Raw genomic sequence first — 16941 nt, forward strand, 5'->3', positions numbered from 1 at the left:
GCTAACTCCCGCTTTTTTGACGAATCCATAGATTATAAAAAGCCCCTTTTAACTCAATTAATTCTTTGAAAGAACCTTTTTCTATTATTTTACCATATTCAATATAAACAATTTCATTTGCTTCTTGTACTGTGGATAATCGATGAGCAATGCTTACGATTGTTTTACTACCACGAATATTTTCAATACTCGCTTGTATTTGTTTTTCCGTATGACTATCTACGTTAGCCGTTGCTTCATCTAATAATAGAATAGGCGTATTTCTTATGAGCGTACGTCCAAAGGCTAGTAGTTGCTTTTGACCGTCTGATAATAGTGAACCTAAGTACCCTACAGGTGTATTATAGCCTTCTGGTAATTGTTCAATCATAGTATCTAAATTAACTTGTTTCGCTGCTTTTACCATTTCATCATGACTGATAGAAGTATCAAACAGCGTAAGATTATCTTTAATAGATCCTTTAAACAAATACGCTTGTTGGAATACATACCCCATTAAGTGACGGAGTACAGAGCTATCGTATTTAGCAATATCAATACCATTTATATAGATGGCACCCTTTGTAGGTTTATAAATACCCATTAATAAGGATAACAATGTGGATTTACCACTACCAGAGGGACCAACAATGCCTGTAAAATCACCAGACTTAATATGTAAGGTGAAATCTTGTAATGCATAGGTATCATTATTTTCATAAGAGAACCAAACATGATCAAATTCAATTGATTCAACAGGAATCAGTTCTTTCGGAACTTCATCGACCATATTCCGCTCTTTCTCTTCTAATAATGGTACTAATCGTTCAGCACCAGCTAATGAACTTTGCAATGAATTATATTTGTCCGCAATTTCCTTTAATGGCTGAAAGAATCGATCCATATATTGAATGAAAGCAAATACTGTACCTGCATCGGCTACAGAATCTATTAAATTTGTAGTAGTAAATATGACAATTAAAGCTACGAAAAACAAGCCATCAACGAGAGGTCTGAAAATAGAAAATGTTGTTACTTCAAATAGACCAGCTTCCAAAAAACCTTTGTTAACAGTTTCATATCTACCTTCTATGGCTTTTTCTCCACCGTAGGATTTAACTATAACAATATAGTTCAGCAATTCCTTAATGCTCGAATTGGAGGCTGCTACAGACCGTCTTACTTGACGAAAAGCCTTTCTGGAAAACTTTTGATATACCCAAATAATCCCGCCCATAATAGGTACTAAAATTGTCATAATAATAGCTAACGGTACATTAATGGCATACATGAAGGCTAATATACCAATAATCATTAATCCGCTACTAGCTAAGTTTAACAATACATCGGTATATAAGGTACGCAATGATTCCACATCATTAGTAATACGAGTTACCCAATTACCAATAGGCAATTTATAAAATTCATCATGTGGTTTATGTAGAATTTTTTGGAACACAATATGGCGAATATTATAGATAATTTTTTGACCAAAGCTTTTTAAAAAGTAATTTTCTACGAAAATAAAACATACACTACCAATGATTGTTAAGCCATATAAGACAGCATAATATTCAATGACATGAATATCATTAGTGGCAAATCCTAGATCAATTACTTGTTTTGTAAGATACGGTCTAAATAACAATAATATAAGATTTCCAGCGAGTGCAATCGTTGCTATTAATAAGATGCCTAAATAGGGTTTAATATATGCAGTTATATAGGAGAATAGAGCCCAATCATTTCTAACGTTATGCTTATTCATTATGACTCTCTCCTTTCTGCGCTTCATAGAGGGTTTTATATAATCCATTTCTAGTTAACAATTCTTCATGTGTACCCTCTTCAACTATATGCCCTTCATCAAAGACAATAATTTTATCTGCTTTTTCAATAACCTCTAATCGTTGCGAAATACATAATATTGTTTGATCATTTACCGTATGCAATGTGTCTAAAATGGTGTTAACGGTTACTGCATCTAACGCAGAGAAACAATCGTCTAATAATAAATATGGTGCATTCTTGTAAAAGCCTCGAGCCATATTAATGCGTTGTTTTTGGCCACCCGATAAGTCATGACCTTCCTCCGCAAGATTATGTAAATCATTATGTAAAAAATCTCCTAAATCTCTATATAAGTCTGCTTTTTTTGCGGCTACCTCAACCGATTCATGCATAGGTAAGTCTTTACCAAATTTAATATTATCTTCGATGGTAGTGCTCAATAAATAAGATTGAGTTGGCACATAAGCAATTGAGTTTCTAAGCTTAGATAATGGTATATCTGATATATCTTGATTTCCAAAATATATAGACTTAGGCGGACACTCTTGTAGACCAATAAGTAGTTTAAAGAGTGTGCTTTTACCAGAACCAGGTTTACCTACTATACCAATAAAAGAGCCTTTACGAATAGTTGTAGATACTTGAGATAATGCATGCCCTTTAGAGTTTTCATAGTTAAAATCTAAATAACGTATATTGATATCTTCAAGTGGTAATACTTCCGTAGTGTCATCAATTGACTCGATTGGTAGCTGTAAGAAGTCCGTAATACGATCTAAGGAGGCCAAACCTTTTTGGACAATAGAAATGAGCCCACCAAAGCCAATTAAAGGTCCTACTATTAACATAATAAATGAATTTATGGTTACAAATTCACCTATAGTCATATTGCCTTCGACAGCTAGATGTCCACATATGAAAATACTAATACTAATACAAATAAACGGTGCAATTCTTGTTAAAGGGGTTAGTACAGAATCTAATAATGCAACATCCATATTTTTCTTATAGTTCAATTTATTTATTTTTTCAAAAGAATTAGAAATAATACGTTCCCTATTAAAAGCTCTAATTACATCTATACCTTGAAATAATTCTTGGCCAAATTCTGTCATGTCACTATACGTTGCCTGCGCACTACGCTGTTTAGCACGTAATTTCCGACCTAACACAAAGATAGCTACAATGATGAAAAATACAGGTGTCATAATTTTGAAAGCTAATAGACCATCTATCTTTTGTATGAGAATAATTGATCCTACAATGGAATAAAATATGATATCCACCACAATCATTACACCTAAACCTAACGCTACACGAAGAGATGTAACATCATTCGTCATTAACGCCATTACTTTACCAGGTCCATTTGCCTCATAGTATGTTGTTTTTATTTGTAATGCTTTTCTACACAAAATTTCACGAAAAAGGTACTCCATACGACGGATGGAACCAAGTAAGGTGCGTCGTGAAATAACTTTTAGAATCGTTATGATAATAAATAATAGAATAAAGTAAATAATATAATTGACTAAGCCTTCTTTATTGTGACTTAGTGTATCGATGGCATTACCAATAAATTGTGGCACAAATAAAAATGCTATATCAATAGCAATTAGCATGGTTAAGCCGATGGCATAAACCCAGCCTTCTCGGCGGAAAAACTGCATAAATAGCTCTATAGGTTTCATAGGACCTCTCAGTTAAATTTCTATATTACAGGATTATCATTATTTAAATATACTCCTTATAGTATACACATTTTTTTCATATATCTTAATACACCTATACGTATATAATGTAGTTATAAGATATTTTCTTGATTATGAAGCCAATAATATACTATTTATTCCCTTAAAAACACTATATCGAATTTTTTAGTTTACTTATAGTAATGTAAGTGTTATACTATGCATAGATACAAAACGTATCCTTATAAACATTAGAATTAAAACTCTTAGGAGGAATACAACATGGAAAAACGTACTGGCGTAGTAACATTTGCAGGTGGCCCTATCACATTGGTTGGTCCAGAAGTTAAAGTAGGTCAACAAGCTCCTGACTTCACAGTTTTAAGCAACGACTTACAACCAAAAACATTAAAAGATTTCGAAGGTAAAGTAAAAGTTATCTCCGTTGTTCCTTCCCTTGATACAGGCGTTTGTGACGCTCAAACTCGTTGGTTCAACCAAGATGCTACTGCACTTTCTGATGATGTTGAAGTATTGACAATTTCTATGGACTTGCCTTTCGCTCAAAAACGTTGGTGTGGTGCTGCTGGCGTTGATAAAGTTATTACTTTATCCGACCACAAAGATGCTTCCTTCGGTGAAAACTATGGTTTCTTGATCGAAGAACTTCGTCTTTTGACTCGTGGCGTAATAGTAATCAACAAAGAAGACAAAGTTACTTATGTTGAATATGTACCTGAAGTAACTCAAGCAGTTAACTTCGATGCTGCATTAGAAGCAATTAAAGCTGATATCTAATTCTTAGATATGCTGTTGATTATACTGTGGTGTAATCGAAAAAAGACCGTACGGTGTACGGTCTTTTTTATGTGGTATAGTATTTAAAGTTTTATTTTAGGTGAATTATAATGTGGATTCGTATTTCTAAACTATTATTAACGATAAAAAATATAGCCCTTATAGGCGTTGGTATTTCACTTTGTATTGCCCTTATCAATACATTAATAAGTCTTGGCTATGTTACGTGGGCAAATATTCAAGGATATAGCACATACTCTTTATTAATTGAAGAATTAATTACCTTCTTTTTATACTTTGAGTTTATTGCACTCATCGTAAAATACTTTAAAAATAACTTCCACTTCCCGCTTAATTTCTTTTTATATATTGGCATAACTGCAATTGTTAGACTGCTAATCATCGATCATGAATCGTCATATGATAATTTAATCTGGTCTGTTGCAATTTTTGTACTTGTATGTAGCTTAGTACTAGTAGAAAAGTTTATAGGACATAACGAGTAATAGCTTTAACGACTAAATTATAAAAAGTTAATATGAATAAAAGGGCTCCTACAAATGTAGGAGCCCTTTTTGAGTAATAAAATCAACCGATATTAGAAGATATTTTTTGCATAGTTAGCATATTTAGCTTCTAATTCTTCCATTTTATCGTTCATTTCAATTTGCAATTGAGATGCTAAGTCATATTCACCAGAGTTAAGTGCATCGATTAAACGAGTGAATAAAGATTTGCGATCATCGCTATCTTTAGCAAGATAGAAACGTAAGTCATTAACTTCTGCAAAACGTTTATCATCTACACTATTACGGCTATCAGTATGAATAGCTACCATCTTACGAACTGTATCAAGATTATCAGGAATTAAGCGGTGAGCCAATACAAGTTTCCAACGTTTCAAGATAGAAGCGATAAAGGAATCCATCAAATCTTTTGCAAATGCATTGCCTTGAGCTAATGTTTCAACTAATTCAGGATTGTTATGGTAACCTTTAATGTTTTCCCATACAGTGGCTGGTGCAACACCAAACATTTGATTACGTTCTTCTTGAGTGAAATCATCGAATACGTCTTTTTCTGTACGATATGCACGATTTGTAGCAAGGTAATCAGCAGATTCCCCCACTTCTTTGGAAAGCTCTGCTTCTAATTGTGCTTGTGTTTTACCAGATGTAATAGCATATTTCATACCATCAAATGCAGAGATGAAGATCAATGCTAATGCAGTATATGTATTTGTATAAGGGTTAGGAGAACGCAATTCATAACGTGTAGCCATAGGATTATCGATATCACGAATCAAACCACAAAGGATTGTACGGTTACGGCTAGGTTCAGAAGGATCAGTACCTAAAGATGTAACGATACATACTGGAGCTTCGAAACCAGGTTTTAAACGATTTAAGGAGTCTGTTGTGGAGCTGATGAATGGATTAATTGCTTCGTAGTGTTTCAATAGACCCATGATTGCACCAATACCTAAGGAGCTAGCAGATTCTTTACGCATATCTTCTGGGCTGAACAAGTTAACAAGTTTACCAGATTTCAATTTAGCCATAACACCAAAGTGTGTATGTTCACCAGAACCAGCTACACCAATAATAGGTTTCGCATTGAATGTTACATCAAGACCGTTTTCACGGAATACTTCACGAACGATAATACGAGCTTGTAATTCATTATCTGCTGTTTGTAATGGGTTACCAGAGAATTTCCAGTCGATTTCCAATTGTTCTAATACTACTGCTTCATGACCATCTTCATCAAGTTTAGCTTTAACGCCACCTACTTCTTTATGGCCCATCTCTGCTTCCATACCATATTGATCAAGACGTTCTACCGCTTGTTCTAATGCAGTACGAACTGTACCATGAGTACGTTGCCAGTATTGTTCTTGTAATTTTTGAGATACGGATAATTCTTTTTTAGTAACTGTTCTAGATGGAGTTTTTACCCAGAATTCCAATTCAGTAGCAGATGTGAAGATAATATCTACAACGTCATCAGCTTTCACATGAGGCATACCAGGTAGACCATGTTCTTTAATCAAAGATAATAATTCTGCACGAACATAGTCACAGCTATTTTTTAAGATAGAACGAGAATCAACATAACGATAGTTATGCATCAAGAATGCAGGAATACGAAGTGTACCAGTTGGCAAACCTGTTGCTTCATCGATATTTTCATAGTTATAATCAACAAACCAGTTTACACTTGGGTCGCCCCACATATCTACACGTGCATTATTCAAAGTGGCAATATTTGTAAGTACTACAGAGGAACCGTCAGTTTGTACTGCACGACCTTCAAAGAATGCTTCATAATCATCAAAGAATGCAGACATAGGAATTTTTTCGTCTGTATCATTACCTGCTAAATCGATACCTACAAGAGATACGAATTTAATTTCTGGATGTTGTTCTAATAATGCGAGAACGCCTTCCTTACCATATTGACCAGCTGGAATATAATACAATAAATCTTTAGTATTTGTCATAATGGTTCCTCCTAAAAATAAAAAGACTCCAACAAATAGATATATATTTCTATATATCTAAAGTGGAGTCTTCGTTGACCAATTATTTTGTTGAAATCATAATATCATATAGTGAAAATACATGTCAATAACTTTCTATAGAATTTCATAATTCTCTTAACTATGGGGTTAAGAGTTCAATTTTAATGTATCGAAAATACTGACTATATGAAATGTTTACTTCTATATTTATAATTGATTATCCAAGTAATTCTTTAACGATATTATTAACTACTTTACCATCTGCACGGCCTTTAGTTTTTGGCATTACATGTTTCATAACATTACCCATGTTTACAGCATCGCCACAAGCTGCAATAGCTTCTTTTACAACAGTGCGGATTTCATCTTCACTCATTTGAGCTGGTAAATATTTTTGAAGCACAGCCATCTCTTCTTTTACATGAGCGATCAAATCTTCACGGCCAGCTTTTTCAAACTCAGTTAAAGAATCTTGACGAGTTTTCATTTCTTTTGCCAAAATACCAAGAATACCATTATCATCAAGTTCTACTTTGTCATTGATTTCTGTATTTTTAATAGCACTATTAACCATGCGAATAACAGAAAGAGCAGTTTTACCTTCTTCGCGTGCTTTCATAGCCGCTTTCATATCTTCTTTTAATTGATCTTTTAAGCTCATTGTATCCTCCTGATCTATTTTAATTAGTAATAATCTACATCATACTATTATAAAGGTTAATCTTCACAGCATGCAAAGATATAACACATTTAGTCATACAACATTATTATATTATAGATAAAATAATATAAAGAAACCCTAATCCTGGATTTCATGAAGCCATGAAAAGGCAGAATTAGGGTAATCATCTTATGCTCTGAATTTGCGTTTTCTTGCTGCTTCAGATTTTTTCTTTCTTTTTACGCTTGGTTTTTCGTAGTGTTCGCGTTTTCTTACTTCAGACAAAACACCCGCTTTTTGGCAGGAGCGTTTGAATCGACGAAGAGCACTTTCAAGCGTTTCGTTTTTACCGACTTTGATTTCAGACATCTATATCCCTCCCTCCAAAAATAATCTCGGGAAGTGCTGATAATTTACATACGCACATATAATATTATATGTATAGGTATAGATGTTGTCAATATTTTCCGGTATATTTTATAGGAATTTTAATAAGTATTATAAAAAGAATACATTATACTCAATATTAAGCTTCTGGCCAGCCCATTTCTTCGCCACCTAAAAGATGAGCATGCATATGGAATACAGTTTGACCTGCTTTTTTACCAGTATTAAAAATCAAACGATAACCATCTTTAGAAATACCAAGTTCTTTAGCTACATCACGAACAAAAGGCAATAAACCTTCTACATAGTCTTCGTTATTTTCATTAAGATGAGCAATATTGGAAACGTGGTTTTTAGGTACAATTAAAACATGTACTTTTTTCACTGGTTCAATATCATGAAATGCATAGAATTTATCGTTTTCTAATACTTTTTTAGAAGGAATTTCGCCGTTGATAATTTTACAGAAAATGCAGTCACTCATACTATAGCTCCTTATTCAATAATCAAATAATTATCTTCTAAACCTACAACAGTACCACCGATGAGATCACCTATCTTATGTAATCCATCAGACTTTACTTTACCATTTACATACTCATTTGTTAAGCCCATGTAGTATCCATTCTCTTCCTTTTCAATGAGAATCTCACCAGGTTTACCAATGCGAGATTTTGCGTATGCATCATAACCAGATTGGCTAAGACCATTTAAAAGCGCTACACGAGTTTTCTTTACAGCTTCTGGTACTTGATCTGGCATAGTCGCTGCAGGTGTGCCCTCACGAATAGAATATGGGAAAGCGTGAATATGGGTAAACCCAATTTCACGTACTGTATTTAATGTTTCTTCAAAGTCTTCATCTGTTTCTTGCGGGAATCCTGCAATGATATCAGTAGTAATTGATAAATCCTTAATACGAGACCGTAAACTTGCAATCAAATCTTTATATTCTTGCAATGTATAATGGCGTTTCATCAACTTTAATACATGATCAGAACCGGCTTGTAGAGGTAAATGTAAGTGTGGACAAACACGTTTATTGGTAGCCATTAACTCTACTAACTCATCAGAAACTTCTACTGATTCAATAGATCCAAAACGAATGCGGTATAAATCAGGAATCTCTAATAAAGCTTTGACTACATCAGCCAACGTAGGGCGACCTGGCAATTCAACGCCGTAATTTCCCAAATGAATACCCGTTAACACGATTTCATGGAATCCATGTTCTACTAATCGTTTTGCTTCTTGTACAATATCATCAACTTTACGAGATTTTAATTTTCCTCGAGTATACGGAATAATACAAAAGGCACAGTAGTTATTACAACCTTCTTGAATTTTCATGAAAGCACGAGCTTTATCAGATTCATTACCATATAAAGGCATTTCTTCAAAGTTGGATTCGTTCATGATATCCCGTACAGCATTGATTTGACGCTCTGTAGATTCCAATTGTTCTACGAGCTCAACGATTTTTGACCGGTTATTAGTGCCGATAACGAGATTAACACCATCGATAGCTGCAATCGCATCAGGATCAAGCTGAGCATAACAACCAGTTACAATCACATAGGCATCTTCGTTTTGACGCTTCGCTTTACGAATTAATTGACGAGATTTCTTTTCCCCCATATTCGTTACAGAACATGTATTAATTACATATATATCTGCTTTTTCATCGAAGTCTACTGCTTCGTAGTTATTTTGTAAAAATAAACCCTTCATAGCATCTGTATCATATTGATTGACACGACACCCTAAGGTTGTAAACGCAACGGTTTTCATTGCACCTCTCTATTCTTGTTTAATTTATAGTTCTAATCCATATTGAATCATCGCTAATGATCCAATAGCAGCTGTTTCAGCTCGCAAAATAGTATTGCCTAACGAAACTGATTTACCGCCACTCTCTATAATAGCATTGATTTCCTTCTCTTGATAGCCCCCTTCTGGACCAATACAAATTAGTATGTCTGTAATTGACTCATCAGAGTTGACCTGCGAAAGAACATCTTTAATAGTATGTCCATCTTCATTTTCATAGGCTACCAATTTTAATGCGTTGGATTCTATTTCTAATACTTGTGAAAGCGTTTCACCGACTACAAGCGTTGGCAGTTGATTACGACCACATTGTTGAGCCGCTTCTAGCATTATTTTCTCCCATCGAGTAGCCTTTGTTTGTAATTTCTTGTCATCATATTTAGCAACACAGTTAGCAGTAGATACAAGATAAATTGTATCTACATTTAACTCTGTCGCTTTTTGTAATACCCATTCTAGCTTTTCACCTTTTAATAAAGATTGAACAAGGATAGTACGATAAGAAGATACATTTGATTCTACATATTCAATAAGTTTTGCTTGAGCTTTACCATCTATTTCTTCTGTAATTTGATATGTACCACACCGATTGTCACTGCCGGTAACAGTTATGGGTTTCTCCATATTATGACGAAATACATGTAACACATGATGTGTAACATCCGTTGGTAATTCTATGGTTTCACCTAATGGTGTAGAAATAAAAATCTTTTTCATCGTTTTTCTAGCGCAAATGTATGCCAAGGCCCTGCAATGCGCTCCTCAATAATATGCCAATTAGCCTTAATATATGGCATGATTTCATCATACCGATCATCTATAATACCACTAATAATTAAAATACCCTTATCATCAAGTTTATTACCAATTTGAGGTAATAGTATTTTAAGAGGATCTACTGTTAGGTTCGCTAAAATTATTTGAGCAGTACCATTGAAATCACTATCCAAATTACCACAAATTATTTCTGCTGATACATGATTATTCTCACAGTTAATGCGCGCTTGATTAGCAGCATACTCTTCTATATCAATACCAACTAAATGTTTGATGCCTAACTGAGCTGCTACCAATAAAAGGATACCAGTGCCAGTACCAATATCTAAACAAGTAACAGTGTCAAGATCCATAGATTCACTATAAGATTTCAATAACTCTGCACAAGTCCGTGTAGTCTCATGGGATCCAGTACCAAAAGAAATATCTGAATCGATTTCAATAATAGTTTTATGATCCACATTATCGTATTCCTGCCAAGCTGGTTTAATAATCAAATTTGGTAGGATTTCTGTGGGTTCAATATATTGTTGCCAAGAATTAAGCCATGTAGATTCATCTAATATATTAGCATTAATTGATGTAACACTAATATTTGCCTCTGTAAGACGATTTTCTATATCTGACTTAATTGTATCTACATCCAAAGATGGATCCGCATACATTGTTAATTTAATTAAATTGGGCTGATTTTCTACATCTTCTTCTATAATTCCATTGTCTGCATAATCGTCAAAAAGAGTAGTCACCTCATCGGTGGCTACTCTTTCACAGACAATGGATACTTCTATCCATTGCATATATGCTCCTTTATAGGGAATGTGATGGAACAAACCATTCCTTCACATGAGCTGTTCATTTAGTCAAACAGTCCTTAATTTTTTCAAAGAGACTCTTGCTCACTTGTAAGTTATTTACATCTTCGTTACTTTCATTTGCAAAGCGTAATAATAACTCACGTTGAGTGTCTGTCAACTTCTTAGGCGTTTGGACAGTTACTACAATATGTTGGTCCCCCCGTTGTTTAGGGTTACGCAAATATGGAATACCTTTGCCCTTTACGCGGAATGCCGTTCCCGTTTGAGTACCTTCCGGAATCTTTAACTCTACTTTACCATCTAAGGTGTTAACTTGTATAGTCGCACCTAATGCAGCTTGAGCAAAGCTAATATTCACACGGCTAATAACGTCATTGCCATTTCGTTCAAATTCCTTATGAGGACGAACGAAGATATAAACGTAAAGATCGCCTTTAGGACCACCTAAGATACCAGGTTCACCTTCATTAGCAACGCGTAAGCGGGAACCACTATCTACACCTGCTGGAATTTTGATAGAGATTTTACGTTTTGCCAACATTTCACCTGTTCCACGACATTTGGAACAAGGTTTTTCGATGCTTTTACCAGTACCATGACAGCGGGAACAAGTGCGAACGGATTGCATACGTCCAAATGGAGTATTTTGAATAACCGCTTCTTGACCAGAACCATGACAGTTTGGACAAGTATCGACACGAGATCCTGGTTCACCACCAGTACCATGACAGTGATCACATTCTTCATGACGATGCACTTCTATTTCCATAGATTTACCAAAGGCTGCATCTTCAAAGGAAATATCAATATCTTCGCGCAAGTCATTGCCTTTTTGAGGGCCTTGTTGTTGGCGTCCGCCACCAAACATGCCACCAAAAATATCGCCAAAGATATCACCAAAGCCGCCAGCTTGACCACCGAAACCGCCAAAGCCACCTTGGAAACCACCGGCGCCAGCGCCGCCTCCTTGTTTGAAGGCGTCGTGGCCGAATTGGTCATATTGAGCTTTTTTAGTTTCGTCAGACAATACTTCGTAAGCTTCGTTAGCTTCTTTAAACTTTGCTTCCGCTTCCTTTGGATTATCTTTATTTACATCTGGATGGTATTGGCGTGCCTTTTTACGGAAGGCTTTTTTGATTTCATCTTGAGAGGCATTTTTGCTAACCCCTAGGATGTCATAATAATCACGTGCCATTAGTTACCAACCCTTCTTATTTCTTGTCGTCATCCACTACTGTGTAATCAGCATCAACTACATTGTCATCTGATTTTGTTTGTTGTTGACCTTGATCTGCACCACCAGCTGCTTGTTGAGCTTGTTGTGCTTGTTGTGCTGCTGCATACATTTGTTCTGCTAATTTATGCAATGGTTGTTCCAAAGCTTCACTATCTTTTTTGATGTCTTCAATGTTGCCAGCTTCGATAGATTTTTTCAATTTATCCTTAGCTTCTTCAACTTCTTTCAACAAAGCAGTATCGCCTTTGCCATCAAGTTCTTTCAATGCTTTTTCAGCTTGGTAAACCAAGGAATCTGCATTGTTTTTAACATCTAATTCTTCTTTTCTAGCTTTATCTTCTGCTGCATGAGCTTCAGCTTCTTTAACCATGCGTTCGATTTCGTCTTCTTTCAAGCCGCTAGAAGATGTAATTGTAATTTTTTGTTCCTTTTGAGTACCCAAATCTTTAGCTTTTACGTGTACGATACCGTTAGCATCGATATCGAATGTTACTTCGATTTGAGGAACCCCACGAGGAGCTGCTGGGATACCATCCAAGTTGAAGCGACCCAATGTTTTATTATCTGCTGCGAACTCACGTTCACCTTGCAATACATGGATATCTACAGATGGTTGGTTATCTGCTGCAGTAGAGAATACTTGAGATTTAGATGTAGGAATTGTAGTGTTACGATCAATAATACGTGTGAATACACCACCCATTGTTTCGATACCAAGAGACAATGGAGTTACATCAAGTAACAATACGTCTTTTACTTCACCTACTAATACACCACCTTGAATAGCAGCACCGATAGCTACACATTCATCAGGGTTAACGTTTTTAGTTGGTTCTTTACCCAATACTTTTTTAATAGCTTCTTGTACAGCTGGAATACGGCTAGAACCACCAACTAACAATACTTTATCGATATCGGATGCAGATAAACCAGCATCGTTCATAGCTTTACGAGTAGGTTCAATAGTAGCTTGTACCAAATCAGCTGTCAATTCTTCGAATTTAGCACGAGTCAATGTTACATCCAAGTGTTTAGGACCTGTAGCATCAGCTGTGATGAATGGCAAGTTGATATTTGTGCTAGCTACGCCAGACAATTCAATTTTAGCTTTTTCAGCAGCTTCTTTTAAACGTTGGTCAGCTAATTTATCATTAGATAAATCGATACCAGTTTCTTTTTTGAATTCTTCAATAAGGTAGTTCATGATACGTTGGTCGAAGTCATCGCCACCAAGATGGTTATTACCAGATGTTGCCAATACTTCGAATACGCCATCACCAAGTTCAAGGATAGATACGTCGAATGTACCACCACCAAGGTCAAATACAAGAACTTTACCGTCTTCATCTTTATCTACACCATATGCAAGAGCAGCTGCTGTAGGTTCGTTGATGATACGAAGTACTTCAAGACCAGCAATCGCACCAGCGTCTTTAGTAGCTTGACGTTGAGCATCTGTAAAGTATGCAGGAACTGTAATAACAGCTTGTTTTACAGGTTCGCCCAAGTAAGCTTCTGCATCAGCTTTGATTTTTTGAAGAATCATAGCAGAAATTTCTTGTGGTGTATAAGATTTACCTTCTACAGTTACTTTGTAGTCAGTACCCATGTGACGTTTAATAGAAATGATTGTGTTTTCTGGGTTAGATACAGCTTGACGTTTAGCTAATTGACCAACTAAACGTTCGCCATTTTTTGCAAAACCAACAACGGAAGGAGTTGTACGCGCGCCTTCTTGGTTAGTAATAACCGTAGGTTCGCCGCCTTCCATAACCGCAACACAAGAGTTTGTAGTACCTAAATCAATACCAATTACCTTTGCCATAATATATGCCTCCTAAAACCTTTATAATCTATTCAACAACTTTTACCATTGCTGGACGAATACAACGACCATCAACAGTATAGCCAGTTTGCAATACTTCACATACCGTATCAGATTCATATTCATCTGACGGCACTCGCATAATTGCTTGATGGAAATTTGGATCAAATGGTTTGCCAACCGCATCGATAACGGCTAAACCATGTTTAGATAACATAGCCATCAAATTTTGATGAATCATGATAAATCCATCAAGGAATACCTTAGCATCACCTTCTGCTGGACTTTGAACAGCTCGTTCAAAGTTATCTAATACAGGAAGTAAATCTGTAAGTACATCCCCTTTAACATATCCTGCAAGTTGCTCTTTTTCTTGGTTAGTACGACGTTTGAAGTTTTCAAAGTCAGCTTGCAAACGCTTATACCGATTATCGAAATCTGCTTTAAGCTCATCTAATACGTGAGCAGCGTCAGCAACAACTTCTTCAGTTTCTTCCACAGCCGGTTCCTCTACATTAGTAGCATTTGCTGTTTCGTCTACTGTTTCTTGTTTAATGTCTTGTTCTTCAGCCATTATATACCCTTTCTATTTTTGTTCTTTTACCATAGATTCCATCATATGTTTCATGTGAGACAACATTCCAATAATACGACCATATTCCATACGTGTCGGTCCTAGAATAGCAAGTGTACCTATAGGCTGATCTTGATTTGTGAAATCAGCTTGTACCACACTCATAGAATGTAGTGCTTCAGTATCATTTTCATCGCCAATCTTTACCTTCACAGGTGTAGGTGAATCATCCTTTAAAAGTTGTCCCAATTGATTTTGCTCTTCCACTAATGAAAGTAAGGGTTGTACTTTTTCAACAGACTTAAACTCTGGTTGATTTAACAACTCCGTGGTACCTACAGAATAGAACAACTTACGTTTATTAATTGCTCGTAATAATGTTTCTGAAAGGATCATCAAAATCCCTTGGGGTCCTTCCATATGAATCAAAAGTGTTCCTAACACTTCAGCCGTTACATGACCAATACTTACATTCTGTAATGCATTGCTAAATTGCATAGCCAAACTTTGTAATACATCAGGCGAAACACCATCACTAAAGTAAATCAATTCATTATCTAGAGCACCAGTTTCAGTAATGACAACCATGACAGCTTGATATGAATCGAGCGGCAATACATGAATGTATTTAATTAATGCTCTATCATGGGCTGGAGCTAAGAATAAACTCATACTATGGCTTACTTGTGATAATAATTTAGCCATATTTAAAAAGAGCTCACTCGTCGATCCATTGGAATGTTTCCATAACATTTCAATTTTTTCAGCATCCTGTAATGGAACAGGTTGTTGACTCAACATAGAATCAACATATAAGCGATAGCCTTTTGCTGAAGGAATACGTCCAGCCGATGTATGAGGTTGCTCTAAATAGCCTAACTCCTCTAAATCGGACATTTCATTTCGCACTGTTGCCGGACTAATACCAAGATTATAATTCTTGGCAATGGTTCTTGACCCTACCGGTTCAGCAGATTTAACGTAGTCTTCAATTATGGCTCGCAAGATGCGCTGTTTTCTTTCATCCATAATGACACCTCTTGTTAGCACTCATAAACTTTGAGTGCTAATCGCATGTATAATATTATCACATTGGAAAAAATTGTCAAGCAAAAAAAACCTTAAAAAGTCAAATAATATCTATTTAGTCAAAAAGACAATTCAATATTTTTGATTAATTAGTCAAAAAATCAAAGTATAACAATAAGAAAACACTTATACTATCTACGTTTATGTCATATCCTAAAATTTCAATATTAGAATATGTTGGTCTAATAAAATTTATGTTATTAAAACCTGAAATAGTATAAGTGTTTATATTTGTAATAATTTTATTGTAATTTTGTTTTTTATGAACTCTTAGTTTGAATACTTTTTAGTCTCTACATGTTTACAGATAAAGAACCATAAATCAATAAATACTATAAATATAATAATTTATAGTTCTACACCTTCTAATGGATTACCAAGTCGTTCTAAGAGTTTTCCCATACGCTCACGTGGTTCCCCATGTTCCGCATACCAATCAACTAAAATATCTACAGCTTTTTTAGATTGCTCTACAGTAAGCTGTCTAGCCAAAATTTTGCCAGCTTCTGGTCTCATACCTGTATTACCGCCAACAGCCAACATAAAACCTTGGGATGTACCAATAAAAGCAATATCTTTTACCATTGCATCTGGACAGTTACGACCACATCCACTGATGCCAATTTTGCACTTATGTGATGTTTTTCGGCCGTAATGTTTTCTCTCCACATAATCAGCTAACTCTTTTGTTTCCATTTGGCCATTTTTACAATAGCCTTTACCAACGCAAGCAATTAAGGAATTAACCCCTCTATGAATAACCGTAGTTACACCTTCAGGTAATTCGGAAATAAGCTGTTCCTTATCTTCTTTTTCAATACCTGTAATTTGTATACCTGTTACAACATGACGGAAGGATCCACCATATTTTTCAGCTAATTCTATGCATGCCTTCATTTGGTCTAAAGTAAATTCATTATGTAAACCGTGTAAAATAACCGATGTCTTCATCGTTCCTCC

The 16941-nt window shown here is 35.4% G+C and carries 15 protein-coding genes and 1 pseudogene; 2 read left to right on the top strand and 14 right to left on the bottom strand.

Annotated features, from left to right (window positions below; all coding sequences use genetic code 11):
• Position 1 precedes the first annotated feature (1 nt).
• Complete coding sequence (locus ACSV5T_RS01965; RefSeq protein WP_438320154.1) at positions 2-1747, bottom strand: ABC transporter ATP-binding protein; 1746 nt, start codon at positions 1745-1747, stop codon at positions 2-4.
• Positions 1740-3461, bottom strand: coding sequence for an ABC transporter ATP-binding protein (locus ACSV5T_RS01970; protein WP_438320156.1), 1722 nt, complete (start codon positions 3459-3461; stop codon positions 1740-1742). The genes ACSV5T_RS01965 and ACSV5T_RS01970 overlap by 8 nt, the downstream gene beginning before the upstream one ends.
• Positions 3462-3743: 282 nt before the next feature.
• Here ACSV5T_RS01970 and tpx point away from each other — a divergent pair, with 282 nt between their 5' ends.
• A complete protein-coding gene (tpx, locus tag ACSV5T_RS01975; RefSeq protein WP_438320157.1) occupies positions 3744-4259 on the top strand; it encodes a thiol peroxidase in 516 nt (171 codons plus the stop codon).
• A gap of 110 nt (positions 4260-4369) precedes the next feature.
• Positions 4370-4765: a phosphate-starvation-inducible protein PsiE gene (locus ACSV5T_RS01980; protein WP_438320158.1), complete on the top strand. Its 396-nt coding sequence runs from the start codon at positions 4370-4372 to the stop codon at positions 4763-4765.
• Positions 4766-4857: 92 nt separating this feature from the next.
• Here the strand turns inward: ACSV5T_RS01980 and ACSV5T_RS01985 are convergent, their stop codons facing one another.
• The 12 genes and pseudogenes from ACSV5T_RS01985 to ACSV5T_RS02040 form a co-directional block, all read right to left on the bottom strand.
• Positions 4858-6762, bottom strand: coding sequence for a glutamine synthetase (locus ACSV5T_RS01985; RefSeq protein ID WP_105094355.1), 1905 nt, complete (start codon positions 6760-6762; stop codon positions 4858-4860).
• Positions 6763-7000: 238 nt separating this feature from the next.
• Positions 7001-7444, bottom strand: a complete 444-nt coding sequence (locus tag ACSV5T_RS01990) for a GatB/YqeY domain-containing protein (RefSeq protein ID WP_105094354.1) — start codon at positions 7442-7444, stop codon at positions 7001-7003.
• A 189-nt stretch (positions 7445-7633) separates the two neighbouring features.
• On the bottom strand, positions 7634-7813 hold the full coding sequence (rpsU, locus tag ACSV5T_RS01995) for a 30S ribosomal protein S21 (protein ID WP_004695751.1): 180 nt from the start codon (positions 7811-7813) through the stop codon (positions 7634-7636).
• 157 nt (positions 7814-7970) lie between these two features.
• The gene (locus ACSV5T_RS02000; protein ID WP_005386682.1) at positions 7971-8315 is read right to left on the bottom strand and encodes a histidine triad nucleotide-binding protein; all 345 of its coding nucleotides are present in this window, start codon (positions 8313-8315) and stop codon (positions 7971-7973) included.
• 11 nt (positions 8316-8326) lie between these two features.
• Positions 8327-9622 (bottom strand): tRNA (N(6)-L-threonylcarbamoyladenosine(37)-C(2))-methylthiotransferase MtaB, encoded by a 1296-nt coding sequence (gene mtaB / locus ACSV5T_RS02005; protein WP_438320159.1) that lies wholly within the window; start codon positions 9620-9622, stop codon positions 8327-8329.
• A gap of 24 nt (positions 9623-9646) precedes the next feature.
• On the bottom strand, positions 9647-10378 hold the full coding sequence (locus ACSV5T_RS02010; protein ID WP_438320160.1) for an RsmE family RNA methyltransferase: 732 nt from the start codon (positions 10376-10378) through the stop codon (positions 9647-9649).
• Complete coding sequence (locus ACSV5T_RS02015; protein WP_438320161.1) at positions 10375-11238, bottom strand: 50S ribosomal protein L11 methyltransferase; 864 nt, start codon at positions 11236-11238, stop codon at positions 10375-10377. Before ACSV5T_RS02015 ends, ACSV5T_RS02010 begins: the two co-directional genes overlap by 4 nt.
• A gap of 55 nt (positions 11239-11293) precedes the next feature.
• Entirely contained in the window at positions 11294-12451 is a 1158-nt protein-coding gene (dnaJ, locus tag ACSV5T_RS02020; RefSeq protein ID WP_005386692.1) for a molecular chaperone DnaJ, read from the bottom strand.
• A 16-nt stretch (positions 12452-12467) separates the two neighbouring features.
• The gene (gene dnaK / locus ACSV5T_RS02025) at positions 12468-14318 is read right to left on the bottom strand and encodes a molecular chaperone DnaK (protein ID WP_438320162.1); all 1851 of its coding nucleotides are present in this window, start codon (positions 14316-14318) and stop codon (positions 12468-12470) included.
• 28 nt (positions 14319-14346) lie between these two features.
• A complete protein-coding gene (grpE, locus tag ACSV5T_RS02030; protein ID WP_005386696.1) occupies positions 14347-14892 on the bottom strand; it encodes a nucleotide exchange factor GrpE in 546 nt (181 codons plus the stop codon).
• Positions 14892-15921 (bottom strand): annotated as a pseudogene (gene hrcA, locus ACSV5T_RS02035) (heat-inducible transcriptional repressor HrcA). The gene grpE and the pseudogene hrcA overlap by 1 nt, the downstream one beginning before the upstream one ends.
• Before the next feature lie 408 nt (positions 15922-16329).
• Positions 16330-16932 carry a nitrite/sulfite reductase gene (locus tag ACSV5T_RS02040; RefSeq protein ID WP_295232032.1) on the bottom strand — a complete coding sequence of 201 codons (603 nt, stop codon included), beginning with the start codon at positions 16930-16932 and terminating at the stop codon, positions 16330-16332.
• Positions 16933-16941 lie beyond the last annotated feature (9 nt).

Source organism: Veillonella sp. ZSJB6 (assembly GCF_051549505.1).
GTDB lineage: Bacteria > Bacillota > Negativicutes > Veillonellales > Veillonellaceae > Veillonella.